The sequence below is a fragment of the Bifidobacterium choerinum genome (assembly GCF_002761235.1).
In the GTDB taxonomy this organism is placed as follows: Bacteria; Actinomycetota; Actinomycetes; order Actinomycetales; family Bifidobacteriaceae; genus Bifidobacterium; species Bifidobacterium choerinum.
The window spans coordinates 1611714-1635670 of record NZ_CP018044.1; the positions used below are offsets into that span (position 1 = coordinate 1611714).

20 protein-coding genes are annotated in these 23957 nt (G+C 67.9%); 12 read left to right on the plus strand and 8 right to left on the minus strand.

Annotation, left to right across the window (positions count from 1 at the left end; translation table 11 throughout):
• Positions 1 to 8: 8 nt before the first annotated feature.
• Together BcFMB_RS06500 and BcFMB_RS06505 are read left to right on the plus strand one after the other, a co-directional pair.
• Positions 9 to 422, plus strand: coding sequence for a hypothetical protein (locus BcFMB_RS06500; protein WP_051920873.1), 414 nt, complete (start codon positions 9 to 11; stop codon positions 420 to 422).
• 22 nt (positions 423 to 444) lie between these two features.
• Complete coding sequence (locus tag BcFMB_RS06505) at positions 445 to 2133, plus strand: hypothetical protein (protein ID WP_157775177.1); 1689 nt, start codon at positions 445 to 447, stop codon at positions 2131 to 2133.
• 29 nt (positions 2134 to 2162) lie between these two features.
• Here the strand turns inward: BcFMB_RS06505 and BcFMB_RS06510 are convergent, their stop codons facing one another.
• Together BcFMB_RS06510 and abiEi are read right to left on the minus strand one after the other, a co-directional pair.
• Positions 2163 to 3101, minus strand: coding sequence for a nucleotidyl transferase AbiEii/AbiGii toxin family protein (locus BcFMB_RS06510; protein ID WP_099721337.1), 939 nt, complete (start codon positions 3099 to 3101; stop codon positions 2163 to 2165).
• A complete protein-coding gene (gene abiEi / locus BcFMB_RS06515) occupies positions 3088 to 3639 on the minus strand; it encodes a type IV toxin-antitoxin system AbiEi family antitoxin (protein ID WP_099721338.1) in 552 nt (183 codons plus the stop codon). The genes BcFMB_RS06510 and abiEi overlap by 14 nt, the downstream gene beginning before the upstream one ends.
• A gap of 60 nt (positions 3640 to 3699) precedes the next feature.
• On the opposite strand from abiEi, the gene BcFMB_RS06520 reads away from it, so the two are divergent.
• The 5 genes from BcFMB_RS06520 (at position 3700) to BcFMB_RS06540 (ending at position 8422) form a co-directional block, all read left to right on the plus strand.
• The gene (locus BcFMB_RS06520; protein ID WP_099721339.1) at positions 3700 to 4125 is read left to right on the plus strand and encodes a hypothetical protein; all 426 of its coding nucleotides are present in this window, start codon (positions 3700 to 3702) and stop codon (positions 4123 to 4125) included.
• Positions 4126 to 4286: 161 nt separating this feature from the next.
• Complete coding sequence (locus BcFMB_RS06525; RefSeq protein ID WP_232513772.1) at positions 4287 to 5174, plus strand: DNA adenine methylase; 888 nt, start codon at positions 4287 to 4289, stop codon at positions 5172 to 5174.
• Between the two features lie 15 nt (positions 5175 to 5189).
• Positions 5190 to 6605 (plus strand): hypothetical protein, encoded by a 1416-nt coding sequence (locus BcFMB_RS06530; protein WP_099721341.1) that lies wholly within the window; start codon positions 5190 to 5192, stop codon positions 6603 to 6605.
• 225 nt (positions 6606 to 6830) lie between these two features.
• Positions 6831 to 7139, plus strand: a complete 309-nt coding sequence (locus BcFMB_RS06535; protein ID WP_099721342.1) for an XRE family transcriptional regulator — start codon at positions 6831 to 6833, stop codon at positions 7137 to 7139.
• Positions 7127 to 8422: a HipA domain-containing protein gene (locus tag BcFMB_RS06540; RefSeq protein WP_099721343.1), complete on the plus strand. Its 1296-nt coding sequence runs from the start codon at positions 7127 to 7129 to the stop codon at positions 8420 to 8422. Before BcFMB_RS06535 ends, BcFMB_RS06540 begins: the two co-directional genes overlap by 13 nt.
• Positions 8423 to 8866: 444 nt before the next feature.
• Here BcFMB_RS06540 and BcFMB_RS06545 read toward each other — a convergent pair whose 3' ends face one another.
• From BcFMB_RS06545 to BcFMB_RS06570, 6 genes are all read right to left on the minus strand, one after another.
• Complete coding sequence (locus tag BcFMB_RS06545) at positions 8867 to 10234, minus strand: relaxase/mobilization nuclease domain-containing protein (RefSeq protein ID WP_157775181.1); 1368 nt, start codon at positions 10232 to 10234, stop codon at positions 8867 to 8869.
• A gap of 65 nt (positions 10235 to 10299) precedes the next feature.
• A complete protein-coding gene (locus BcFMB_RS06550; RefSeq protein WP_099721345.1) occupies positions 10300 to 11205 on the minus strand; it encodes a Fic family protein in 906 nt (301 codons plus the stop codon).
• 612 nt (positions 11206 to 11817) lie between these two features.
• Positions 11818 to 12213: a plasmid mobilization relaxosome protein MobC gene (mobC, locus tag BcFMB_RS06555; RefSeq protein ID WP_099721346.1), complete on the minus strand. Its 396-nt coding sequence runs from the start codon at positions 12211 to 12213 to the stop codon at positions 11818 to 11820.
• A gap of 496 nt (positions 12214 to 12709) precedes the next feature.
• Positions 12710 to 13189, minus strand: a complete 480-nt coding sequence (locus BcFMB_RS06560; RefSeq protein ID WP_033518194.1) for a ribbon-helix-helix domain-containing protein — start codon at positions 13187 to 13189, stop codon at positions 12710 to 12712.
• Positions 13186 to 15396 (minus strand): type IA DNA topoisomerase, encoded by a 2211-nt coding sequence (locus BcFMB_RS06565; protein ID WP_099721347.1) that lies wholly within the window; start codon positions 15394 to 15396, stop codon positions 13186 to 13188. Before BcFMB_RS06565 ends, BcFMB_RS06560 begins: the two co-directional genes overlap by 4 nt.
• A gap of 70 nt (positions 15397 to 15466) precedes the next feature.
• Entirely contained in the window at positions 15467 to 15736 is a 270-nt protein-coding gene (locus tag BcFMB_RS06570; RefSeq protein WP_033518192.1) for a hypothetical protein, read from the minus strand.
• Positions 15737 to 15879: 143 nt separating this feature from the next.
• On the opposite strand from BcFMB_RS06570, the gene BcFMB_RS06575 reads away from it, so the two are divergent.
• The 5 genes from BcFMB_RS06575 (at position 15880) to BcFMB_RS06590 (ending at position 23873) form a co-directional block, all read left to right on the plus strand.
• Positions 15880 to 16209, plus strand: a complete 330-nt coding sequence (locus BcFMB_RS06575; protein ID WP_095613821.1) for a hypothetical protein — start codon at positions 15880 to 15882, stop codon at positions 16207 to 16209.
• On the plus strand, positions 16203 to 17177 hold the full coding sequence (locus BcFMB_RS09720) for a hypothetical protein (RefSeq protein ID WP_033518190.1): 975 nt from the start codon (positions 16203 to 16205) through the stop codon (positions 17175 to 17177). Before BcFMB_RS06575 ends, BcFMB_RS09720 begins: the two co-directional genes overlap by 7 nt.
• A gap of 71 nt (positions 17178 to 17248) precedes the next feature.
• The gene (locus tag BcFMB_RS06580) at positions 17249 to 18385 is read left to right on the plus strand and encodes an aggregation-promoting factor C-terminal-like domain-containing protein (protein ID WP_327078507.1); all 1137 of its coding nucleotides are present in this window, start codon (positions 17249 to 17251) and stop codon (positions 18383 to 18385) included.
• A gap of 65 nt (positions 18386 to 18450) precedes the next feature.
• Positions 18451 to 19374 (plus strand): hypothetical protein, encoded by a 924-nt coding sequence (locus BcFMB_RS06585; protein WP_099721348.1) that lies wholly within the window; start codon positions 18451 to 18453, stop codon positions 19372 to 19374.
• Between the two features lie 248 nt (positions 19375 to 19622).
• The gene (locus BcFMB_RS06590; RefSeq protein WP_198405401.1) at positions 19623 to 23873 is read left to right on the plus strand and encodes a SpaA isopeptide-forming pilin-related protein; all 4251 of its coding nucleotides are present in this window, start codon (positions 19623 to 19625) and stop codon (positions 23871 to 23873) included.
• The last annotated feature ends 84 nt before the right edge of the window (positions 23874 to 23957 follow it).

A 23957-nucleotide genomic window follows, 5' to 3' on the forward strand; every position in this document is an offset into this window, starting at 1 on the left:
AGCGCGTCATGGACCAGCCGCAGGACCTGCGATACCGGATCGAACGCTACGAGGACGGCACGCTGTGCGTGACCGCGACATGCCCGCCCGACCCCGACGACGTGCGCATGGCGGCCGACCTGGGATGGGACGGGCCCGCGCGCGGCGACTGGCAGACGATCACCGTCGCCGCGCCCACGCTGCCCGCCGGCGGCGACCGCATCGCCGTGGGCGCCTACCGGATCGACGGCGAACTGACACGCCGCGCCTTCGCCGACCTCGGCCTCGAGGAGCGCGCAAGCATACGGATCGGGCCGCACCGGGCGCGGGTCGTCATCGCGGACCTGCCCGCCGACTGGCGCGACAACCCGTTGGTCGACACCGACATCCCCGGCCCCATGCCGGACCCCGGCCCGCCGGCCGCGCACGCATTCACCCGCTGAGCGCATGGAGGAAGGAACGACGATGAGCGAAGACAGAATGGAGCGGATCGACAGCCTGCTCGACCCCCACCGGCGCATCAGCACGGAACGCCGCGCCATGCAGCCCGACCTGGGATGGGACCCCACCGAGACCGTGGGACGCAAGATCACCCGCCTGTCCTACCATCTGGGCGCCCAATGGCTCGACACGGTCCGCGACGCGCACGACAGCCGCGCCGCTCGGGACATCCTCGCCGAAGCCGTGCTCATCCACCTGCCCGACGCCTACACGTCCACGGCGCAGGCCGACCCCGACCCGGCCGGCCGCGTGCGCATCATGGGCGCGGACGAGCCGCCCGACTGGGCGCGGCGCACACTCGAGAAAGGCGGGTACCCGTCGCGGCACGTGCACGCCGTCATGGACCTCGGCCAGGTCGACATGGACAGGCTCGGATCGTTCCGCGGGGTGCGCCGGCGCGAGGGGACGACGATGTCCGTCCTACTCGCCGACGGCGTACGCCACACCGCACGCAGCATGTTCTCCAAGACGGCCGACCACCCATACCTCGACGACCGGGCCTGCAGCTGGGGCCTTCCCCGGCCGGACGTGTTCGCGTTCCGTGAGCGCGTCGCCAGCCGGCCCGACATCGTGGGCCGCCTCGACGTGGAGATGCTGCTGGGGCACATCAGGCTGCGCGCCGCCCTGAGCGAGCTCACCGGCATCGACATCAGCAAGCGGCGCGACGAACTCGCCCTGTGGGCGCGGCCGACACCCGAACGCGACCGGCGCCGCGCCGACGTGCTGGATGCACTGTCCGGGGCGCTCGACCGCATCGCCATGAGCGAGGACGCGCACCGGCTCCAGGCCCTCAACATCAAGGACCGGCGCACCGGATCGATCGCCGGCGCGTTCGACGACAAGATCGTCGTATCCCGCCAGGTCGCCGATCTGGCCGCGCGCAGCCCCCTCAACGCGCTGGTCGGCCACGTCGAATACGACGAGGACATCGACCGGACCAAAATACACCAGATGGAGCAGGAGATCATCACGGCGATGAGCCACCTGCCCCAAAGCGGCCGGGGCCTGGACGCGCTGCGCGTGCGCAAGCTCGGGCGATACCGGGGCAACACCATGGGCGTGTACTCGCCGCTGCACGTCGCGATCGCGCTCGACGACGGCAAGGCCACCAGGAACGGCTACAGCGGCATGAGCAGCTTCCTGCACGAATGGGCCCACCACCTCGACCACACCAGCGTCGAAGGCACGCAACTGAGCATGGGCGCAGACTTCCGGCCCATGCTCCAGGCCGTCGTCGACGACGTCGACGCGCGCGCCGAACAGTATTCGCGCGACTTCAGGGACTACCTCAAGACCCCCACCGAGGCGTTCGCCAGGTCCTTCGAATACTGGGCGAGCGAAATCGTCGGGGTCGAATCGAGCCTGCTGGCCGACCACGACACCTACCGCACCAACAACCGCTACGCCGCCATGCGCGAGAACGAGGGCCTGCTCGACCGCACCATGCGGGGATTCTTCCCCGACTTCCGGCCCTTCGACACGCTCGACCCGGCCCAATGGGAGCGCAGGAGCGATGAGGCCGACGAGACCGCCGCGGAGGACGACCCGTACGCCGCGGCGCCGATCGACCCGTTCGACTACTCGAACGCCGTGCAACCCGACATCTTCGACCTGCTCGCCATGGACCAGACGTCCACGGCGCACGTCCGATGACCGCCGCGGCCGACGACGTCACGGAGGCGTTACCGTGTGCGGTGGGCGTCGGACGAGGCGAATCCCGCCGTCGGATCGTACGGATAAGGCGCCGGGGCGTTCTGCTCGATATAGGAGGAGAACAGCCGGGTGAGGCACGTCGCGATCGACCGCCGCCACAGGGGGTCGTCTATCGTGGTCGGTCGCGCCGACGGGGCGATGAACCGGGTCAGTTCGTCCGTGAAACCCCGCGACTCTATGACGCGCGTGACGTCGCGGTCGGAGTCGAGCCGCGCTTTCCAATCGGGGTGTTCGTCATAATCGTCCTGTTTGTCCGTCGCCATGGCCCACACATGGTCCTCGTCGATGCCGCCGCGCATCGTCAGCCAGCCCATGTCCCATAGGTCGCGGTACCGGACGTAATCGGCGGCGACGTACGAGAGCATCTTGTCCGCGAGTATTTCCTCTATGCTTTCCGCGGTCAATGGGATGGGGGCGAAGACGCCTGCAAGCTGCGGGTATCGGATTCGCGCCACGGCCAGCCGCGGGTCATGGGCGGCGACGGCCGCGACCTCGAGCTTGATGATCTGGCTGGGCATGTCCTTGGTCTGTTCCGCCGTGCGTATGTTGATGCGCCACCGGTTCACCATGCCCTCACTGCGTGGGTCGCGGACCCGCACCTGCGCGGTGGGGGAGACCCGGGAGAGCGTGTCGCGGATGCATTCGCCCATCGCCGCGAAATCCTCCAATGAGAAGTCCGGGCCGCCGGCGAAATCCAGGTCCTCGCTGTATCGGGGGGATCCATGGCACAGGCGCAGGCTGGTGCCGCCCTGGAACACCAGGCGGTCGAGGAAGCCCTGTTCCCTCATGGAGCCGAGTATGTACTGGTGGTACAGTTCCTTCGTGATGACGGGCAGCATCGCCTCGGTGCCGTTCTCGCGGGCCACGATCCGGGCGAGCTCCTCCGGATCTGCGTCAGTTCTCGTCATAGTCCCACTCCAGCTCCTCCATGTCCACCAGATGCAGATTGCGCCCGGTGGCCTTCAGGTTCTCGTACGCGAACATCTTAGAGGCCATGGGCAGACGGCCGTCGCCGCGCATGACGAGATTGGGGACGATCCTCGATGCGGGCAGCGAGCTATGCGTCAGATCGATCACGCCGAACCTTGTGTCGAACTCGCCCTCGCGGCCCGTGGTCATGTACGTGACGCGCCCGATGGGGATCTGGCTGATGACGCCCCACTTGCTCAACACGCTCTCCAGGCTTTCCCAGCTGATGCTGGTCGGGCGCAGGCATTGCACGATCGCGTCCAATGTGCCGTCGCCGATGCCGCGCGCGTACGAGAACACGTACACGCCCCGCACGGCGCGTTCCATGATGCCGGCGGCGCACAACGACGTCAGCGTGCGCGTCAGGGGATTCCCCTCTTCCCCCAGCACGGCGGACAGGTCGGCCTTGCGGTACACGTACAGGCCGAACCTGCGTTCCGCCTCCGCCAGCCTACGCAACGCCATATCTCGTCTCATGCCGATAGTATATATGAGCTACCATGAAAATGGTAATTCATGTAGAGCAATGGAGGGACCGTGGGCGATCGAGTACCGAACGGCGTAGACCATTCTGCCGATAGATGGCTTATCCTGTCGCTGGGGGAGAAGAGGAACTGGGAGTCCCTCACCGAGGAGGAAAGGACGAAGCTCCGCAAAACTCAGCGCAGGTGTGTGAAGGTCGTATATGGTCTTGTGTTTCTCTTGATGGTCATGTCCATGACGCTTCTGCTGTCTGGCGGTAAGACCGGCTCTCTCACGTCGGCTCTGGCGATTATTGGTGCGGTCTTCCCCGCCGTGGGCAGGTTCCTGTCTAAGCCGATAGAACATTATTATTCTGCGGGCGAGAGCTTTGAGGCCGCTAGGCTCAGGGTCATAGAAGGCTACCTGAATGTCCTTGCCGCACTTTTGGCGGTCACGGCATTGCTTGATCTTATCGCGGCGGTGCTGTTCGGCAAATGGTGACACCGGATGATGGCGGTCTGCTTTCCGAGCTTGGTCGCATCGCTTGAATGTGACGTGTTGCTGGCGGGAATACTCTATACTGGACGAACGGAGATGCCTTGGCAGGGGCGGGAGGGTCGGAGATGGGCGAATCGGGTAGACGATCGGGAGGCCCGTTCCCGTTGTTCAAGGAACGGCGCGTTCTGAGTGTTCCCCTGGCAAGCGTGCATTCGGTGGCATCCCCATTGCGGTATCCGGGCGGCAAGAGCGTGCTGTCGGCGTACGTGTCCGGATTGGTCGACGCGAGCGGCTGCAGGGGCGCATATGTGGAGCCGTATGCGGGTGGTGCGGGCATTGCCTTGCGTCTATTGGCGGGAGGGAAGGTGTCCGGCATCGTCATCAATGACATGGACGCGAACGTGCATGCCTTCTGGGATTCAGCGGTCAATGATCACGCGCGCTTCATGCGACTCTTTGACCGTGTCGAGCCCACCATCGAACAGTGGCATCACTGGCGTGCCGTGTTGCGGGATCCGGTTAGCGAACTGGAACGGGGGTTCGCGTTCTTCTTCCTGAACCGCACCTGCCGTTCCGGGGTGATCAATGGAGGGGTCATCGGCGGTTTGGCGCAGCGCGGGCGATACCGTGTGGATGCCAGGTACAACAAGGAACAGCTGCGTGGCAAATTGGAGTACCTCGGCCGGGTCGCCGAACGCATCGAAGTGCGTGGCGACGACGGCGTCGAAGTGGTGCGCGATTATGCGGGACGGCCCGGTGCGTTCGTGTATGCGGATCCGCCGTATGTGGTCAAGGGGTCGAGCCTGTACCTCAACGCGTTCGATGAGGAGCGTCACCGCGCCCTGGCCGAAGTGCTTGTGCTGGAGTGCGGAGGGACATGGATGCTCACCTATGACGATGCGCCGTTGGTGGAGGAGCTGTATGGCGGCATGCCGGGTGGTCTTTTCTCCCTGAGATACAGTGCGGCGAACCATCGCATCGCGCGCGAGGCGATGGTCTTCTCCCGGGAACTCTCTAATGCGCTGCCCACATCTATTTGGGAACGCGAATGATGCAAGGAGGAAGGCATGGCCAGAGAGAAAGGCGGGCGGAGAAGCGTTCTGCCCCAGCAGAAGGTGGTGGAGATACCTCTTGCGCAGCTGAGGTTGTGGACGGAGAATCCTCGTGATCCGTTGGACGGCGACATGACCAATGAGGAGATTATCGCCCATGCGCTCCATGATGACAGTAAACGGTGGAACCTTCGCAAGCTCGCGCGGAAGATGGGTGACCACTACGATACGAGCGAACTGCCCACGGTGGTGCGCATCGACGAGGGCGGGAGGCCCCGGTACCGGGTCTATGACGGTAATCGCCGCGTGATACTGGCACTGCTGCAGCAGGAGGGGTTCCCCGAAGACGGGGACCAGTTCGAGCTTCCTCTTGTCCCGGCGCGTTTGCCATGCAACGTATGTGAACAGGACACCGCGCTGGAACATGTGCTGCGCAAGCATTCCAACAACGGAACGTGGGGCAGATACGAGCGTGATCTGTTCATGCACCGGTATATGGACGCCGACAAAAGCGTGCTGGTGCGTCTTCAGGAACTGGCCGATGCGGTGACCCGTTGGCCGGAACTGAATCAACGCTATGTCAGGGACGAAGTGCTGAACGACAGGCATCTGCGGGAGATGGGGCTGGATCCCGAGTACGAGGACTACGGGGTCTCGGCCGAGATGATGGACGAGCTGTTGCAATCCATCGCCACGGCGCTGCACGAAGGGAGAATCGACACCAGAAAGAACCGCAACGACCCGGTCTCAGCGCTTCCTCAAGATCTTCTGGCCAAAATCCGGCAGGACAGGGAATCGCATCCCGCAGGCCGGAAGATACGGCATGCGGGATGCGCCGATGGGGAAACGGAGCGGCGGCCGGCTGCGGAAGATGCGGCGCGCCCTGCACGCATCGAGCATGAGGATCCGCAGGAGATGGCGCTCTTCCCCGAACAAGAGCGATCCGAGCAAGAAAGACCAGCCGGGAGCAGAAGAACAAGACAGGCCCGCCGGAAGTCCCTCGCCGTATTCGGCGGCGGCCTTCTATTGCGCCCTGGCGCGGTGAACAACATCTACCGGACGCTCGACGAGCTGTGGGTCCTCAACGAACAAGGAAAGCTGAAGAACTCCCAAGCCTTCGTCGCCGTCTTCCGCATGGGGCTTCGCCTGCTCGCCGAGACCGCCACGGCAGAAGACATAGAGGGGAAGAACCCGAACCTGTCGACGTATGTCAAGAAGTATGCGGCGAAAGCAAAAAAGAACCTACGGAATCGCGCCGACGGGCAGGACGTCGTCACCTATCTCGACGCACAAGCGGTCACGCCTGACAGCATGCTCAAAATGCTGCAGAGTGGCGCACATGGCTATACTTCCACCAATAATCGCGAGCAGGCTATCGCGCTTAGCATATTGCTCGGCCAGATGCTCATCCTGAGTCATGGACGGGAATGATGACGTACGCCGAAGATTGGCAGTATGGCATTCCGGAGTATTTTGCGACTGGGAGAAGTAGATGAAGGTTATGTTATCGATTAAACCGGATCCGCGCCCCACAAGCCTTCGTGTATGTTCATTGATGGGTGGTTTACACTGGACCTAGACGAGAAGGCGGATGGAACCGCGAATCCCGCCGGATGAATCAAGGAGCTTTCGGCTGAGGTTTAGGAGTGAGAGACGGTGCATACGACGTTGGATCTGTCGAAGTACGATGCGTTGACTGCGTACGATTCCCGGCCACGCAAACCGATGGTGCGCGTGGACTACCTGCCCACGCCGCGGGCCGTCGCGTCCCGTGTGCGTGAAGCCGTCGACGAGGAGGGCCTGGACATGGCGCAGGTGGCCCGGCGGGCACGGGTGGGCACGGATGTGGTGCGGTCGTTGTACGAGCGCGGCCTTGCGGCGCTGGACGAGACGCGCAGGGTGTACGCGGTGCTGGGCATCCGCGTGCATTCGTATCCGAGGGAGATGGTGGCGTGGTCGTTGTGAGCGATGTGCTTCATGCGTGGATGGATGACAGCCGGCATGTGGGTGTCTTCACCCGTGACGGCGATGGGCATATCGGTTTTGAGTATGACGTCGACGCCATGATGCCGATCAGCGTGAGCCTTCCCCTGACGGGAGGATGGGCTCGGCGGGCTCCGGAGGCGTTTGTGGATAATCTGCTTCCCGATGAGGAAGCCGCCCGTCAGGCGATGATGCATCGTCTGGGCGCGGCGTCGACGGATGCGTTCGATCTGCTGGATCGGGTGGATTCCACCGGTGGTCTCATCTTCTCCCGTCGGGAGGAGTTGCCGTCGGCCTCCGAGGGCATCGAGCCGGTGGGGGAGAACATGCTGGCCGATCAGATGGCCTTGGTCGAGCGACGTCCTCACTCATGGTGGAACGAGGAGGGCGCGAGGGCGCGGTTCTCATTGGCCGGGGCGCAGGGCAAGTTCTCCCTGACCCGTCTTCGCGGGCAGTGGTATTGGCCGGATGCGATGCTGCCGTCCACGCATATCGTCAAACCGCAGCCGCGCAGCCTCGGGGATCTGCGCGATGTCGAGTTGGCGGTCATGCGGCTGGCGGGGTTGGTGGGTCTTCCCGTGCCGCAAAGCGGTGTGCTGTCGGTTCGTGGCCATGACGCATACATGGTGGAGCGCTTCGACCGCAGTGTGCGCGACGGCCGCATCGTGCGGCTGCGGCAGGAGGACCTGTTGCAGGCCATGGGGCTGCCCGGACGCATGAAATACGACGTGGGCGTCGATGACGTGCTCGATCTGCTGCACCGGGTGGACGCCAGCGACGAATTGTCGTACATGTGGCTGGAGCGGTATGCGTTCAACATCTCCACGGCGAACAGCGATGCCCATGCCAAGAACTACTCGTTGATGACGGATCCGGACGGTACGCGTTTGTCTCCCGTGTACGATGCGGTGGCCACACGGTTCTGGCCGGAATTCGTGCAGGAGTACGCGATGCCCATGGACGAGGACGCCCCATTCGCCGAATGGGTGACACCGGCGCAGTGGGCTGCGTTGGCACGCAGGCATCACCTCGACGAGGATCGCGTGACGAGCACGGCCAGAATCATGGCGGCACGCGTTCTGGAGTATGCGGAATCATTGTCCGGGTCACTCGCGCCGCACGTGTTCGACCGTCTCATGTGGTGCCTCCGCAAGGCGAATGAGTCCATCGAGCCGTTGTCCGACAATGGCGTGCCGTTCAACCAGACATTGATGACGCAGGACGACCGGAGTAGCGGCATGCGGTCTCCGTCTGCTTCCAGATAGGCTTGACGTCCGGCTGACGTGCGATGTCCGTCAGACGGTTTCCTCCATCCGCCGTTGAGCGGTCGGCTCTGTCATCGTTCTTCCCGGCGTGGTCGCTGCACCGTATGTGTGGCGGCGTGATTTCCGGATGGCATGGCGGGTTCCGGATGCCTTGCTATATTGAACCCGCCGGTGAAGGATCGGTTCACTTCTGGGTTTTCGTGGCGCGCATCTGAAGTTTCGCCCCGTTGGATTCTTCGCCCGGTGGGGCGCCTTTCTTTCAGCGCCTCTTTTGTGCGGCGCCTGTCCGTCGCGTCCATCATGGGCGTGACGGACAGGTGTTTTTCGTCGGTCGCGTCGGCGCAGTGGCGCTTGGCCCATGTCCACCGATGCTTCGCTGCTGGCCGTGCGGCGTCCCGTGTCCGTTGTGCCGGCGCGTTTCCGGCTTTGCGGTGTTTCCGGCGGTCAGATCTTTCTTCCCGCCGTGTCCGTGCCGGGCAGGCGTATGGGCGCCCCGTCGATTATGGAGGGCGGGGCGCCGTATCGGTCGCGCATCCGGTCGAACGCGCGGATGCCGTCGAGGATGATCCCGCGCAGTTCGTCCGGGTCGGCGTCGCGCATGCGCATGGCCTGCCGGAACGCGGTGTCGATCATCGTCTGCAGGTCGTGGACGCTGAGGTTTGCGGGGTGTTTCTCCGCCCCGTCCTCGATGGCGGGCGGCCTGTTCTCCATGGCGGCCTTCCATTCGAGCACGGCGAGGGCGTCCTCGTGCGGGTCGTGCCTCCAGTGCGCGCGCAAGGTCTTGAGGCGGAACCCGTCGCCGAGGTCCTTGGTGTTGAACCGTTCGGTCCAGTCGTTCGAGCTGCGCCAGGTGATGCGGTATCCGGTGACCTGGCCGGGGGAGCGGAAGTCGTCCCGGCCGGTTCCTTTCCTGAGGAACGGGTCGATCTGCAGGCCCTCGCGCCGCACGCGGCGGATGAACTCGTCCTCGGTGTCGCTGGCGATGGCGCACGCCTCGACGAGGCGCGCGACGTGCATGCGCGGCATCGTCGAGGCGGCGATGTGGTTGATCCTGCGCCGTCGTACGGGTTCGGGCTGTGCGTCCCATGCGCGGATCATCCGCTCGCGCCCGTCCTCGTCGAGGTCGTCCCAAGGGGCGCCGTGTTCCTCGATCCAGTCGTAACGGGCCTTCCATTCGGCCCATCGGCGCCATTGCGCGTACTGGTAGGGCACGTCGTCGAGCGGCCGGCGGCGCGTGATTTGTTCGAGGTTCGCGTCCGTTTTCTCGAGGTGGCGGCAGGCGCGTTGCGCGTGCCGCCAGTCCTTGTACGGGTTGATCCATCCGTCGTCGCGGGCGAGCTGGACGGCGATGTGCACGTGGTCGTTGCCGTTGGCGCTCAACCCGTGGCGCACGGCGATCCAGCTGGCGGTCTCGTCGTCCGGCCCGTCGATGATGTTCATCCGTGTGAGGTAGTCGACGACGATCTTCTCCCATTGGGCGTCCGAAAGCGCGCCGTGCGCGGCGGGGATGGACAGGGAGCAGTGCCAGATCCGGTCCTTGCCGTCCTCCCGTTCGGGATTGTGCTTGCCGCCCGGGCTGCGGTCGGGCGGGCAGGTCCTGCCATCGCGGCGCAGGCGTTGGTAGCGGCGGTCGAGGAGACGGCCGACCCGTTCATAGGTGGCCGTGGGCCGGCCGGACAGATCGAACGCGTCGAGCATGTCGCCGCTGGCGCATACCAGATGCTGGTCGCGGTGCTCGTTCTTCCTGCCGGGGCCGAACAGGTAGCGGATGAGTCCGGCGGGGTTGCTGCCGCGCGTGATGTTGGGGATCATGCGCACCATCATCGCCCTCCTGCACGGATCCCGCGTCCCACGCGCGCGACGATGCGCCCGTCCGTTCATCGCATGAGGGCGCTTCCGTTTTCCGGGCGCATCGTCGCGCCCGTGTCCGCGGCCCGTGACGGCTCGTCGTATCTGATGCGTTTGATGATCGCGGCGATGTTCCCCTGTTCCTGGCTGATGCAGTCCGTGATCAGCGAGAGGAACGGCGCGGGGTCGTCGTACGCCTGCCATCGCTCCAATGAGCGTCCGTAGGCGCGTCCGGCGTCATGTTCGATGGCTATCGGCTGGTAGCCGGATTCCATGAGCATGAGATTGAGCAGTTGCCTGCCGGTGCGTCCGTTGCCGTCGGCGAAGGGGTGCACATTCTCGAACAGCATGTGGAAGGCGGCCGTCTTCAGGATCGGGTGCGCGTCCGAGCGCCGGGTGGAGTCGATGAGTTTTTCGAGATCGTCCCATATCTCCAACGCGTCGGCGGTCTTGATCCGGGCGCCGACGATACGTGCCGTATAGCCATAGGGGCGGAAGGCTCCACGCATGACGGGTTGCACGTCCAGGGCGGTCATCGCGTGTATGGCGCGGATCAGGTCGATGTCCACGGCGCGGCCTTCCATGGCCCAACGGCGTACGCAGTCCATGCCGTCGGCGACGCCCTTGGCGGCGAAGATGTAGCGCGCGGGCCCGTCGAGGGGGACAAATTGGCCTTCGAGAATGAGCTCGGTGTCCGCCAGACTAAGGGTTGAACCCTCGATCGCGTTGGAATTGTAGACGTATCGGCCGAGCCATTCGCGCCTGTAGTCGTCAAGCGCGGATTCCTCCACACCATCGAGTCCTTGAAGGCCGTCCAGGCGTGCGCCGCCCGAATCGGCGCGGCCGAGCATGTCCCGCACGTCCTTTCGGGACTGGATCAGCATGAGTTCCTTTGGCAGGTTTTCGATTCTGCTCGTGAGCGCCGGATTGGGCATGGCGTGTTCCTTTCTCGCCGACGCCGTCCATTGTAGACGGTGAAGGGCCGGCCGTCTCTCCACGGGTGATGCCCCGTTCCGGGGCGCCCCGGCCGCGCCGGACGCGCGTATGGTCCGCGGGCGGCGGCGAAGGCGGACGGACCCGTCTTCGCCGGCCCCGGCGTCAAGCATGCGCCCGTCCGGGCCGCCGGATTGGGCGGCGCGTCCCTTCTCCGGGTGCCGTCCCCGTGGCGGCGCGGGGCATGCTCTTCGGTGGATCCCCGCTCGTGCGGGCGGCCGGCGTTAGGGGGGAGGCGCAGCCCGATTTGATGAGGGCCGCGCCCGGTTTTCAGGCCAGCGGCTGGTGAACCACCTCCTCAGTTAATCGTCGACGACGATCGTGAAGAGGCGCCTTCTTTCCGGCGTCTCGTTTTTCAGTGGCCGTCGCCTTGACCTCCTTTTTGCGGGAGACCGCGGCGGCCGTTTTTTCTCATCCGGGCCCCGTTGGGCGGCCGCTGGATGCGGCGCTTTTCCCGGAGTGGATGGCGTCGATGGGCCCTCGGCGATGGGCGGGGAATGCCCTTCGCGCCGTCTGCCCGGGGATTGCGCATGTCGCGGGAACCGGGGATGGTTTCATGCTTCCGGGGTGTTCGACCGGATGATTTCGTCGGCCTGCGCCAGCAGTTTCCGGCAGTCGCGCACCGCGTTCACGGCGGCCGCCTCGTCGGCTTGCGTGGCGTTCACGTCCCGGTTCGTGTTGCGCGCGATCTGGTTGATGTTGTGGCCGATCCTCCAGATCTGCGTGCGGATCGCCTTCAGTTCGCGCACCTGCGGCGATTCGCGTTCCTCGCGGTCGCGTTCCTGGACGCCCTCGGCCCGGCGGAACAGCGTCACGGTGGCGTGGGCGACCGTCATGCCCATGCGTTCGGAGACGCGGCGCATCATGCGGATGTCCTCGTCGGATGCGCGCAGGTGCATCTGCCTGTCCCGTGTCGTGCCGTCCTGGCGGCGTTGTTTTCTGCGTGTCATCGTCCGCTCCTTGGCGGCCCGCCCCCTCCGTGCGCGGAGGGGGCGTCCTTGGTTTTCGGCGTGGGCATGCGCTGATCCCGCCGTGGACGGGGCGCCGTTTTCCGGGAGGCCGGCCCGTGTTTTCCGGCGTGCGCCGTCCCGTTTTCCCGGATGCCGGCCCCCGGTTTTCCGGGGATGGCACGTCCGGGGACCGGTGCGCCGTCCCCGTCGCCGTCGGGCGGCGTCGGATTTCCGCGCGGCCGTCGCGCGCCAGGCCTTCGGCACTCGGGTTCGTTCCTTGCGCCGCCGTCGGGCGGGGCGAGGGGGAGATACGGATTGTGTACACAATCCGTATAGCTTGCTGCCCTTCGTATGTATGCTCTGTTCATGAACTGTATAACTACAATGGTTATATAATAGTTATATTGTAGTTATACAGTTGTCATATAATATAACAATAATGGTTAGATACTGGTTATAGACTAGTTGCAGAATTGTTGAATTACGTGCCCATGTTTCATGCTTTCTGTGTGCTTTGAGGAGGTGGCGGGGTCGGCCGGTCCGGTGCGGCGGGGGCGTGCAGCGCGTCGAGCAGGTCGCGCGCGCTGGCCTCGAGTTCCTTGAGGGCCGGGATGCGCAGGGTCGGGTCGTCGCGCAGCGCGTCGAGCGCGAGGGCGGCCTGGTCGCGCATGACCTGGGGCAGCGAGCTGCGGGCCTTGGACGCGACGCGGCGGGCGACCTCCATCATCTCGTCGCTGAGCGTGAGCGACACGCAGCGGGTCTCGCCGCGCGTGACGTGCTCGTCGGACCAGGCGTGCGGGGGATGGGCGGGGATGAAGTCGTCGGACGCGTCCATGAACCGGACGCTGGCCGGCAGCACGCAGAAGCGCAGGAAGTGCGACTTGCTCACGCCCAGGCGCCTGCACGTCTCGTCGATCGCGTTCCATGTGTCCGTGTCCATGACGACGGTGACGCGATGGGGGTAGCGGAGCATCATTCCTCTCCTTCCGGCGTCTGGGTGCGGTTCGCTCCCGGCGCGTGCGCGCCTCCGCGCGCACGCGGCTCGTCGTCGAACACGAGGCGCGCGCCGCGCCGCGCGTCGATCGCGACCTTCGCGTCGAACCGGCGTCCCGTCCTTTTGGACGTGAACCCCTTGCGCGCCACCTGCCCGCCGGCGAGCAGGCGGCGCACGTTCGCGTCGGTCAGCCTCACGCCGCACAGCGTCGGCCACAGCCGCCACCCGCATCCCTCGACGTCGCGCCACGACCCGTCCCCGTCGCGTTCGGAGCGGTTCGTCGAGCACGTCCACACGCCGCCGCGTTCGACGACCGGCGCGCCGCACCGGGGGCACGGGCCCCACTGCCGGGCGAGCGTGACGCCCACGTCGCGTGACGAGGCCGCCAGCGACGGTATCTCGACCGCCCACGCGCGGAACGCCTCCATCACCTCGGCCGGGTCCGCGCCGCCGCGTTCGACCTGCGCCAGCGCCTGCTCCATGTCGGCGGTCAACGCGACGTCCCTGAGCCGGGCGTCCACGACGCGCACCAGGTCGCGTCCCGCCTGCGTCGACACCAGCGCGCCGCCTCGCCGGCGCTCCAGGTATCCGCAGCGCAGCAGCTTCTCGATCACGTCCGCGCGCGTCGCCGGCGTGCCGATGCCCCCCGAATGCGACGTGTCGTCGTCGAGCGCGGCCTTCAGGCCCGGATCGTCGACGAACCTGCTCGCAAGCTCCATCGCCGCCAGCAGCGTCGCCTCCGTGAACCGTTTCGGCGGCGACGTGCGTCCCTCATGCACGCCGGTCGGCCCGACCGGGGCGAGCGTGACGCCCTCGCGCAGGTTCGCCGGGATCCGCTCGCGCGCCGCGCGCCGCGCATCATCGCCGTCGGTGTCGGCGTCTTCGTCGGCGCGGGGCGGTTCGACGACGCTCCATCCCGCCTGCAGCGTCTCGTCGCTCGACGCGTCGAACCCGAACACGTCCGTCCCGTGTCCGGCGCGCGCATGGGCGTGCACGAGCATGCGGACGCGGTCGTCGCCGACCGCCTCGAACATGCGGCGCACCACACGCGTGAGCACGAGACGCCCGTCCTCGTCCAGACGGGCGGGGTCCGCGTGCGCCGCGCGGGCCGTCGGCAGGATCGCCGTATGACCCGCGACCCGGCCGTCCGAGACCGTCAGCTCGGGGCGCATGCGCATGCCGCGCGCCGCGGGCGCGTACACGTCGGCGAGCGGCGCGCAGGCGAGCAGCGCCTCGAGCGTGGGCAGGTCGTCGTGCGTGATGAAGCGCGAATCGGTGCGCGGGTACGTCGCGAGCCCCGCCTCGTACAGGCCCTGCAGCGCGGCGAGCGTGCGCGCCGCGCTCATGCGGTGCATCCGGTTCATGTCCTTCTGCAGCCCCGTCAGGTCGTACAGGCGCGGCGGCCGGTCATGGGCCTCGCGCCGCTCCACCTTCGTGACCGCCAGCCCGCGCGCCGCGAGGTCCGCGGCGAGACGCGCACGCGCCTGGTCCTGTTCGCGCCCGGACATGAACGTGAACCCGCCCATCGGCGCGACGGCCTGCCAGAACGGGACCGGCCTGTGCGACTCGACCTCGCCGTCGCGTCCGACGACCATGGCGAGCGTGGGCGTCTGCACGCGCCCGACGCTCACACGCGCGTCATGCACCAGGCCGTACGCGCGCGACGCGTTCATGCCGATCAGCCAATCGGCCTTCGCGCGGATGTCCGCCGCGTCGCGCAGCCCCCGGTACTCCACACCGGGACGCATCGTCTCCCAGGCCGCGCGGATCGCGTCCTCCTCGAGACTCGCCACCCACAGGCGCAGCACCGGCAGGCGCACGCCCAGATACCGCACGATCCGGTCGAAGATCGCCTCGCCCTCACGGTCCGGATCGCACGCGTTGACGAGCACGTCCACGCCGTCGCGCCCGACGGCCGCGCGGATCGCGTCCAGACGCGCGCGGGCCTCACCGCCTTCCACGCGCCACCGCCATTCGCCGGGGTCGATCGGCAGCGACTCCATGCTCCAACGCCCCCAGCCGCGACCCGGATAGTCGCCGGGCTCGGCGAGGTCCACCAGATGCCCCGCGGCCCACGTCACCACGACGTCGCCGCACTCGATGCCCCCGGCACGCTCGACGCCGCCGCCAAGCGCCGCGGCGACCGCCCGCGCCACACTGCGCTTCTCCGCAATGACCACCTTCGTCATGTGTTCTCCTTTCGCACGAAGGCCAATGAAAAAAGGCCGGACGCGCACGCCCGACCCCCGCGCGCTCCCGTCAGACGGCCGCGCCCGTGAACAGCGGCCAGAAGACCGCGGCCACGCACACCAGCGCGTACAGGCACAGCAGCACGCCCACGATCCAGGCCAGGGCCATGACGGCGGTCTTGACCGCCGTGCCCATGCCCGTCTCGTCGATCGTCGGACGCGCCAGCCGTCGCGCCACGATCATGCACGCCCCGCCGGCGACGAACGCCGCCAGCGTGACCGGCACCTGCCACACGCCCAGATTGAGCGTGGCTCGCCACACCATATTGATGAACTCCATAACCGTCTCCGATCCGTTCTGTCGTCGATTGAGGACCGTCCCATCATCGCCCCGGCGCCCCCGCGGCGCGGACCACGTGGTCCGCGCCCCGCGCGCGCACGGCCCATACTGGACGGCGACGACCACACGACAAGGAGGAAGACGTGACAGCAAACACGAAACGCGCCGTGCTCGGCGAGATCCGCGGCAAACGTGCCGCACGCGAGAACGCGCTGGGCGACTACGTCGACGCGCTCCTCGCGGTGCACACGGCCGAACTCGACCTGGCAGCGGCCAAGCAACGCCGCGACCAGGCGCGCGCCGAGGCGCGCGACCGGGGCAACACCGCCGCCGAACTCGACGAGGCCGCACGCATCGTGCGCGCCAGGATCGCCGACGACGACCACGAGGACACGCACGAGGACACGCACGGGGACGGCGCCGACGGCGTGTCCGCGGACGGGCAGCCCGGGCAGGAGGCGCACCCATGGTGAACCGCCGCGCCAAGGAGCCCCGCGTGCGCGCATGGGGCCGCATGAGACGGCTGGCCGTCTGGGCCGTCGCCGTCATCCTCGTATGCGCGTTCGGCGCCATCGTCACCCACCACGGGCGCACCGACGCGCAGCCGGCGACCGACGAGACCGGCCGCGCCGCGGCGCGAGACGGAGACGCCGGGAGCGAAGGGGACGCATGGAAGGGGCTGCGCGCCGCGGGCATCCCCACGCCGGGCGAATGGAGCCGTCCGGAATACACCGTCCAGCTCGTGCGCGACGGAGCCCTCACGGACAAGCTGGCGAAAACGGACGGCAAGGCGAAGACGGCCAGGATGCCGGCGGGCACCGGAGCCGTCGACGCGGCCCTGGCCACCATGGACGCGCTGCTCGACGCCACGACGGACGACAAGACCTGGGCGGCGCGCGTCGCCGACACCATGGGCGCCGACGGCGCCGGCGTGACCTACGCGCTGCCCAACTTCCCCCGCCATTGGGCGCTCGACCGCCGCTTCGACCCCGACACGCTGTGCACCGGGGACATCCGCATCATGCGCTCGTGGACGAGCTACTGCAAAGCGGGAGAATACCAGGGCGACGACCACGGCGCGCTCGGCGCCGCCGGCCGCTACCAGAAAGGCGAGACCCGCTTCGCCGTGCCCGCGGGGTTCTCCTACGACTCACGCACCGACCCGCAGGAGATCCTCGCCCGCCAGTACGACACGGTCGTCATCCCCATGGACGACGGCCCATGGCACATCACCGTGTACTGCCCGGCGCGCACCGACGACTGGCGGCACGTCGTCACCGACCTCGACGGCGACGAGACCGACCCGGCTCGCATCGGCGACGGCGAGGTCGTCAGATCGGCGGGCGGCACCGGGTTCGGCACCCGGCAGCACCCATGCAGGACCATCGACGTGAGCGTCGGCGGCCAGACGCCGTACTGGTACGTGGGGGAGGGCGCGTGACGCGCCCCGCGGCCCGTGCCCGGGCGCGGCGCGCATGCGCGCTGCTCGCCGTCGCGTGCATGACGGCGGCCATGCCCGGATGCAGCGTGCGCAGCGTCATCGACGTCATGCAGGGCTGCAAATACGCGGACACGACGCAATCCGCCCCCGCCGTCGTCGTCGCCGCGGCGAACGCGGCCAACCCCGCCGCGGGCACGGGCACGCTCGGCACGCTCAGGGACGCCACCGGCGGCGACGCATGGGAGAACATGACCACCACCGAGACGATGAACCGATACAACGGCGGCACCGACGAGTCCGTATGCTCGCGATACGCGGACGGGCAATGCACCTGGTGGGCATGCATGCGCGGCCGCCGGCTCGGCATCGACGTCGGTTCCTACTGGGGCAACGGCGGCGACTGGGCCGCCTCCGGGCGCGCCGCCGGATACCGCACCACCAGCGACCAACCCGTCGCCGGCGCCCTGGTCAGCTACCCTCCCGGCGTGCAAGGCGCGGACCGTACCTACGGACACGTCGCCGTCGTCGAGGCGGTCGACTCCAAGGCCGGCAGCGTGCTCATCAGCGAGATGAACGTGAAGGGCCCCATCGCCACCAGCCGCGTGCTGCCCATCAACGGCGGCGCCGTCTACATCCTGCCCGACAAGACGTCGTCCGCCTCCAAGCACGACAAGACGACGAAGACGGACGGCGCGGACACGAAGACGGCCGGCACGGGCACGAAGACGGCGTCCGGGCCCGCGACGGCCGCCACGACGCGCGACCCGCGCTCCAGGACGCCCGACCCGCAGATCGAGGCCGCCTGGACATGCTCGTCGACCGCCGCCGCCCCGGCGGACACGTCCGGCGCGCAGATCGAACTCGCCGACTACAAGGGCGACGGCAGGCACGCCACACCCGACCAGGCGAAGGCGATCGCCATGAAGATGCTCAAGGAGCACTACACGCATTGGGACACGCAGAAGGAATACGAGGCGCTCGAATGGGTGTGGGAACACGAGTCGGGATGGCGCTGGGACGCCGAGAACCCCTCATCGGGGGCATACGGCATCCCCCAATCGCTGCCCGGCGACAAGATGGCCACCAAAGGCGACGACTGGCGCGACAACGCCGCCACGCAGATCGCCTGGGGGCTCGAATACATCGAGCAGCGCTACAAGACGCCCACCGGCGCCAAGCAATGGTGGCTCTCGCACAACTGGTACTGACGCGTGGGCCGACCCCCTCGCGCGCACGGCCCATACTGGACGGCACGGCACGCGAAGGAGGCGCCATGGACACGCTCGAGGACATCTGGCCGCCGTTCGCCATGGACCACGTCATCAACGGACGGGACGAACGGCTGGCACGCTACACGATCCGATACGGCGACAGGGTGCGCGACGGCGTATGCGTGGCGACGCGCCGCCCCGACGGCGGCGTGAACCTGCTCATCGGGGAGACGGCGCGCCGCATCCGCTACCTGCGCATGACCCTGCCCGACTCCGACCGCATCGTGCGCGCATGGACCGGGCTCGTACCCGCCCCCGGCGGCCTCGACGGGCCCCTGTCCGTCAACTACCGGCTGCCGGGCCGCGTCATCGACGCGCGCCTGATCGACGCGGACGAGGCGACGCTGCCGGACGCGCCGCACACCATCGCCAGGCAGGACGACGCGGGAAGCGCCCGCACGCCGGCGCCGGCCGGACCGGCCGCACGCGCCGGGCAAAGGCGGCCGCGCTGGCCGCGCGCCGACTTCCCCAACGCGGCCGTGCACCCATACACGCACACGGGCCGCGACGGGCGGCGTTGGGACATGATGGGCGTGACCATCCCCGAAGGCGTGCGCCTGCAGGACGTCGACCTGGGCGGATGGCGGCTCAGCGCGTTCGCCGACCGGCGCAGCAGCGCGGACAAGGCCAACGGAGGGCCCGTCACGATCAGCTTCCGGCCCGACAAGCCCGTCGACCTGTACCGCGGCCGCGGCCCGCAACGCGAGACCATGCGCATCGACGACCCCTGGGACCTGTGCTGCGCCGTCAAGGCCGGACAGGGCCAACGAGGCGCCGCGCCCGCCCCGCCGCGCACGCCGGCGGACGACATGTTCGCGGACTACGGATGGCACGACGGCATCGACATCATGCGCGGCGAGCACTACACCATCCCCGACCCCGGCATGGCCGCGGCCGTCCCGCCCGCGCACGACGCGACCCGCTGACCGACACCCGACCGAGGTGGCGCCTTGACACCATGGTGCCAAGGCACCACCTCCCGTCGCGCCGAGCGCGGAAAGCATCCCCCGACCCGGCCGCAGCGCCGCGCGGACGCCTACGCGTGTGCCGCGTAATGCGTCACCGGCGGCGACAATGAACAGAGGTTCCTCCCATGGCGAAGCGCGTCGGCGCGATGCGATGCGCGAACGCACCGGCATCGACGCCCCGGGGGACAAGAAGGAAAGGAACGAACATGGGCAAAGACCTGATACGGCGCATGTGCTCGGCGGCAGCGGCCCTGACCGCGACGGCGATGCTCTTCGGCGCCGCCTGCATCGCGGACACCGCGAGGGCGGCGGACGAATGGCGCGAAGGCGGCGGCCTGGCCTATCCGCTGGACCGCGACCTGGCCGAGATCGTGGATGACGGGGCCGCCACGTATGTGGGCGGCAACCTCAACATCATGGACGACCGCACCGATCCCGACCATTCGGGGACGGTCGTCGTCCCGTCGCGCGCCGCGGAGGCCGAGGGGCTGACCGTCGTGGATGGCTGGGTCCAGCTGGGCAGCCAGCATGACGGCGGATGGGACTGGAACAACCGCAGTTTCCGTTTCGGCGCCGCCGGCCTGGGGTCGGGGCACGGGCCCGCGCGCGGCGACGTCGTGCTCGCCGTCGGATCCGCGGCATGCGGCAATTCCATCTGGAACTACGATCGGTCCACCGCGTTCGTCGCCGCGTCCCGTTCGGACGATGCGGAATACCGCGCGAAGCTCGCCGTGGGGCCGGGCGGTTCATGCGGCGCCGGCCGCACGGAGGACGTCCTGGCCGCGAACGCGGACGGGACGCGCGCCGATTGGATCGAACAGACGGACGACCCGTTGGCGGACGTCAACGGCGTGGACTACCGCGCCCACCGCCAGTCGATCCAGCAGCGGTCCGCGCAACTGGCCGCCATGAAGGACACCGGCGCCGTGGCGTATGGCGTCGCCCCCGCCGACGCGGACTATTGGAGGACGAACTGGCAGGCCGAGAGCGTGAGCTATAAGTTCATCTTCGAAGGCGAGGACGGCGACCACCGGTTCGCGGAACGCCTGGTCACGTTCACGGGCGACGGCAAATCCGCCGTGCAGGTGTTCACCGTGGACGCCGCACAGCTCGTCACGGAAGGCTGGCATGGCGTGTCGTGGCGGTTCGACGCCATCCCCGAGGACGCGGCCGTCGTGGTCAACGTGCGCGGCGCCGCGCAGGACGTCGTCTTCGACAACGGATGGCGGTTCTGGTGGAACGGCGTTGAGATCGGCAACGCGTGGGGCAAGGACGCGTCCGCGGACACCGTCGCGGCGTTCAGGGAGGCCGCCTCGTCGATCATGTGGAATTTCAAGGACGCGTCCAGCGTGCGCATCCAGGGCGGCAGGCTGAACAACGGCGACGGGCGGGACACGATCCTCACGCCCGGATCCGGCAGCGCCCGTGACCGCTGGGGGGACCCGGCGGCCGAGTTCATCGGCTCGATCCTCGTGCCGGATGGCGCGTTGACGACCGAGGCGTCCACGAACGGGCGCGTGATGACCGGAGGGGACTACACGATGGCGTCCGGCACCATAAGGAACGACGGCAGCACGTCGAATCCCTCGTGGAACACCCGGGCCAGCGTGCTGGGCATGGAGCAGGAGCGCCACAACTTCCCGTGGATCGGCCTGATGCATCTGGACGGCAGGGAGGTGTCGTGGCGCAAAAGCGACGCGGAGGGCAACCTGCTGCCGGGCTCGCGGTGGCAGGTGTACGCCACCCTGGCCGATGCCAAGGCCCGCACGAACGCGCTGCTGTCCGTCACCGACAACGACGCCCTCGACCTGGACGGCCAGGACGGCGTGATCGCGGTGGGCAACCTCAAAGGGGGCCACGACTACTTCATCCGTGAGACGGCCGCCCCCAGCGGCTACGACATCAACGAGGGCATCTGGGCGGCCGACGCGGACACGGGCGCGCTGAGCGGCGTGGACGGCGCCGCGGACGCCGCCCTGGGCGCGGACAACGCGATCGTGAACCAGCGGTCCACACAGGTGTCGTGGGTCAAGTACGACGCCTCCAGGTCCGCGGGCGACACGGAAGGCGTGCTGGCCGGATCGCAGTGGACGGTCACGCCCGACGGCGCGGAGCAGGGCACGCCGGTCGCGGACGCGACGGTGAGCGCCGAATCGGTGGAGGTGACCCGCCAGGGCGGCCGCGTGACCGCGCTGACCCTGTTCCAGGGCGAGTCGGCGCAGCTTTATGCGGAGGTGGCGCCCGCCGACGCGCCGCGCACCGTGCGGTGGACCAGCGCGGACACGGCGGTGGCGAGCGTGGACGGCGGCCTGGTGACCGCAGGCAAGCCGGGCACCACCACGATCGACGTGGCCAGCGGCGCCGACCCGGCGGTCAAGGCCACGCTCGAGGTGCGCGTCACCGGCGATTTCACGCTGGTGAACGCCGGCACCGCATACGAGCCGGGCGGCGCATACGCGGTCGTGGCCGGCGAGCATCCGCTGACGCTGAGCGTGGACTCGGACCGCCTGCCGCATGTCACCAGCTCCGACACCAACGTCGCACGCGTGCGCGACGGCAAGCTCATCGCGGGCAACCCGGGCACGGCGCGCCTGTCGTACACCGTGGCCGGCCAGGCGCGCGAGTTCACGCTCACCGTGGTGCCCGAGGGCGTGACGGCCGTGTTCTTCGCCACCCGTCACGGCGACAACATCTACAAGACGACGCCGGACGGGCCCACGGGCGAGATCATCTGCCACGACGAGCGCAAACCGGTATGCACGCCCGAACTGACCGACGTCAGGTACGAGGACAACATCCTCAAGGCCCAGAAGACGGCGAACGACGCGGACTGGAGCGTGGTGTACGTGCCCAACGAGAACCTGGACGCGTTCGACTACGTGGTGGGCGCCAACGTGGGCCGGTACTCGTGGACGACCAACGGCGCGCCCATGCAGTCCGTGGAGATCAAGGCCATGCGCGGGCCGGACTACTCGAACTTCCACGCGCCGGCCGGACAGATCGCGGTGTGGATGGAGAACTGGGACAGCTCCGGCACGGGCGTGCCCGGACAGATGAAACCGTCCCGCACCGGCGACGTGCGCATCACGGACGACAAGGGCGACCGCATCGAATCCGGCGGCGTACAGGCGATGGACACCGGCTCCACGCTCAAACTGACGGCCCGCGTCGTGCAGGGCACCGGCGATACGGACGGCCGCGTCTACTGGAAGAGCTCGAACACGGACGTGGCGGCCGTCAGCGACGAAGGCGCCATCGAGGCGCGCAGTCCGGGCATCGCGGACGTCTACGCGATCGCGCCCACCGGATCGAGCCAATGGGTGCAGGTCCATGTCGTCGACCCCGGCGACATCGCCCTGTATATGTACACCTCCCAGCTGGACGGCCTGTGCGGTGAGGACGACCCATGCGCCATCCGCGAGAGCGACATCCGATACCGACAGTGGACGTATTACGACAACGACGACATGCTGATCGGCGCCGACCAGTGGGATTCCCGAGATAAGACAGTGATCTCCCACGCGTACGACACGGCCCACGCAGACGGCGCATCCTCCACTCCGATCACCCGGTTGGACATCCCTCGCGACGCCATCCCCGGCAAATACGTCTATCTGACCAGCCGCAAGACCCAGACGGTCCAATGCTCGGTGCTGCAGGACGCCTCCCTGCGCGCCCGCTGCACCGACGAGACCGGCGGCTCATTCGTATCCGAATGGGGCATGGGCCCCTATGGGTTCACCTCGACATTCGGCCGGCACCGTTTCGTGCATCTCGACTACGTCGACGTCTCATCAGCCCGGATCCTCCAGCTCGGCGGGGAAGTGGCGTTCGTCCCATCCGTCGCGTTCCGCCCCGGCGATGCGATGCCCGGCCTTACCGACGAGGAGAAAGCCAGCATCGAAACCCCCGACGACGGCATGACGGACACACTGCAGACCCAGCCCAAGCAGGTGAACCCCGCATGGGAGGACGTGGACACTCGCGCCGGCCATTTCCACATCGCGGCCGTCCAGGACGGCACGTACCGGCTGGAGGAAACGGCCGCCCCGACCGGGTATGCCAGACTCGAGGCTCCGCTCCGGTTCGAAGTGCGCGACGGACAGGTGTTCTGGCCGGAGGGGCTGCCCGTGATCGAATCGACCGCATGGATCGCGAACACGCGCGCCGGCACTCCACCCGACATCCCGGCCGATTCGCCGGATACCTCCGGCGAATCGGGGCCCTCCGGCGCGACGGGGACCCCGTCCGGCGAAGGCGATCCCAAGGAGCCCGGCGGCCGGCCGCAGGTCAGCGCGGACGACATCTCCGGGATCACCTCGCTCGCCGCCACGGGTATGGAAGTGAGCGTGGCCGGTGTGGTGGCGGTGCTGTCGGCCGCATTGGCGATCGCGGTATTGTCCGTGCGTGAACGGCTGCGGCCGCACGGACGTCATGCCGGCGAGCCCCGGGCCTAGTCGCCGTCGGACCGGCCCATGCGGGACGGTCCGGCGGCCGGGTGAGGCGATGCCGGTGCGGTCGGGATTTCCCGGTCGCACCGG